The following is a 2767-nucleotide window of genomic DNA, read 5'->3' as shown; positions in this document are numbered from 1 at the left end:
GGAGGAACACCGACGCCGAGTGACCTACCCGTCAGCCACAGTCATAGCGGCGGCACGCCGATGTCTGCCAGGCCTTCGGGAGCGACCGGCGGTTCAACGCCTTCCGGCAGTCAGACATCGCTCGACGAGCAGGAGCTGGTTCCAGGCACCTTGCTTGTCGGACGCTACCGCGTCGTATCGCCTCTTGGGCGGGGCGGCATGGGCCGCGTCTATCGCGCCGAAGACCTGAAGCTCGGACAGACCGTTGCGTTGAAGTTTCTGCCTCCGGCGATGTCGAACGATCCAGCCTGGCTGGCCCGCTTCTTTGCCGAGGTTCGCACCGCGCGGGAGGTAACCCACTCCAACGTTTGCCGCGTGCACGATATCGTCGAGATTCCGAATCCCCACGGACACTCCGTTCACTTCCTGACGATGGAATACGTGGACGGCGAGAATCTCTCCGCTCTCCTCAAGCGCTTCGGCCGCCTGCCTACACAAAAGGCCATCGAGATGGCCGCGCAGATCACGGCGGGCCTGGCGGCAGCACACTCCAAGGGAGTGCTGCACCGCGACCTGAAGCCGGCCAACATCATGGTCGATGGACGCGGCCATGCCAAGATCACAGACTTCGGCCTCGCCGTTGTCGCCGGAGAGGGCCGCTTGAACGAGGTCGCGGGAACTCCCGGCTACATGGCTCCTGAACTCTTTACCGGAGGGCAGGCCTCGGGACGGTCGGACCTGTTTGCCCTCGGCATCGTTCTCTACGAGCTCTTCGCCGGACGGCAGCCATGGAATACCAAGAACTACAAGGAGCGCCAACAGGCCGCACCCGCGCCCCTGCGCCGTTATGCTCCAAAGGTCCCCAACGACATCGAACGGGTGATCATGCAGTGCCTCTCCACCACAGTCACTGACCGGCCCATCTCCGCCGCATACATGATGCAGGAGTTCCCTGCCGTGGATCTGGTGGCCTCGGCCATGGCACAGGGAGAGACGATCTCGATCGACGCTCTCACGTCGGCCGCGAATGAGTCAGAGCTGCCGCTGTTGCGCGCCTGGACACTACTTGGAATTACCCTTCTCGGTTTTGTGAGCTGCTTCCTGTTCGCACCGAAAGCCACAACGCTAGGCGTTGCGCCGCCGGCTCTGTCGTACGACGAGATGCTCCATCGCTCTCAAGAGCTGTTACGTGAACTGCATATTCCCGACCGCGCCAGAAATACCGCAGCCTGGCTGCAGACCAATGGAAGCATCGCCGAGTACTATCAGACGGATCCAAAGAAGATGGCCTCAGCCAGTGAAGGCCCGCTCATTCTCACCTACAGGACCTATCGCGATTCCCTGTTGCCAATCCAGTTGAGCCCCAGGAACCTGCCGACGCAGACCGATCCGGCGGCGAACCGCCCGGGAATGGTCTCCATCGACGTTGACTCCAACGGCCGGCTGATCCGGCTGGTCAACATGCCTGCCCAGGAAGAGCTGAACGCGCAACACGACGCCAAGTCCACGGACTGGAATGCGGCCTTCGCCGCCGCGGGACTCGATCCGAAGCTGATGCATGAGGTCACACCAACCATTACGCCTCCGGTTGCGATGCACGAGCAGCGGGAATGGGTCGGAACCTACCCTGGCCATCCGGAGATAGAGGTCAGCTTCACTGCCAGTTCCTGGTATGGCAAGTTCACCTATCTCCGCGTGATGCCGCCGTGGAACAAGCCGCTGTCGGTCGCGAAGGGGCTTATCGCAGCAACGTGGAGCCAGATCTTCCTCTATCTCGCCTTCTTCGCCACCGCCATTCCCCTGGTGCGTCGTAACCTCGCCATGCGTCGCGGTGATACACGCGGCGCTTACACGCTGGCCTCGGGAGTCTTTCTGCTCTTTGTCGCCGCTGCCTTCTGCGGGTTCAAACCAACGGGCAGTCCGGATGCGACGTTCTCGTGGCTGTTGACCAAGCTGTCGTATGGCCTGCTGACGGCCAGCATCGCCTGGCTGGGCTATGTTGCCATGGAGCCGTTCGCCCGCCGCCGGGTTCCACGTCTGCTGATCAGCATGGCTCTGTTGCTCAAGCGCCAGTTCACCTCCCTTACGGTGACACGTGACATCCTGCTCGGCGTCAGCCTTGGCGTTGCCTGCGCCGGCGTCGAGTTCGCTCTCACCGCATTGTTCAAACCCTGGATCCATTCCATCGAACTCTGGGAGGCTGAACCGTTGCTTCTTGGCGGTCCGATTCCCTGGCTCAATACTGTGCTGATCCTCGCCGGCACCGTGCTGGTGAACACGGTTCTCGCCATTCCAGTCTTTGTCGCATTACGAGCCGTTCTGAAAAAGACGTATTTCGCCGCGGCGATCCTTGCGGTCATCATGCTGCTGGCTCATGTATCGGCACACGGAGACTGGTGGAGCCTGCTGGTGGAAGCGGTATGGGCTGCCATGCTTACATTCCTCATCTCGCGTGTAGGCGCGCTCGCGGCCGCAGTCTTTGTCTTTACGTCCAAGCTGTTGGAACAACTTCCCTGGACTGTCGATCCGGAGCACTGGCTGGCTCCGCCGATGTATACCGGGGTCGTCGTGATCACTGTGTTGATGCTCTGGAGCTTCTATTACGCCATCGGCGACCAGAAGGCCTTCGGCTTTATCAAGCTCGACGATTAAGACCGCTTTCTAAGGTACTGCATCGTTGCAGCACCTTAGGAATGCACGCTACGACTCAAACCGATAGAGGATTGCCTCGCCTACTGCTTTGTATCCGATCTTGCGGTAGATGGAGTTCGACGTAGGATTACCCAGG

The 2767-nt window shown here is 60.8% G+C and carries 1 protein-coding gene; it reads left to right on the top strand.

What is annotated here, in order from left to right; genetic code table 11:
• Positions 1–2631, top strand: a 2631-nt coding sequence (locus AB4043_RS21490) for a serine/threonine-protein kinase (RefSeq protein ID WP_442308033.1), incomplete at its 5' end; no start/stop codon positions are given.
• Positions 2632–2767: the final 136 nt, after the last annotated feature.

This window comes from Terriglobus sp. YAF25 (assembly GCF_052113305.1).
Lineage (GTDB): Bacteria > Acidobacteriota > Terriglobia > Terriglobales > Acidobacteriaceae > Terriglobus.
Note: the sequence above shows the minus strand (reverse complement) of the source record. Positions and strands in the feature narration are given on the sequence as shown.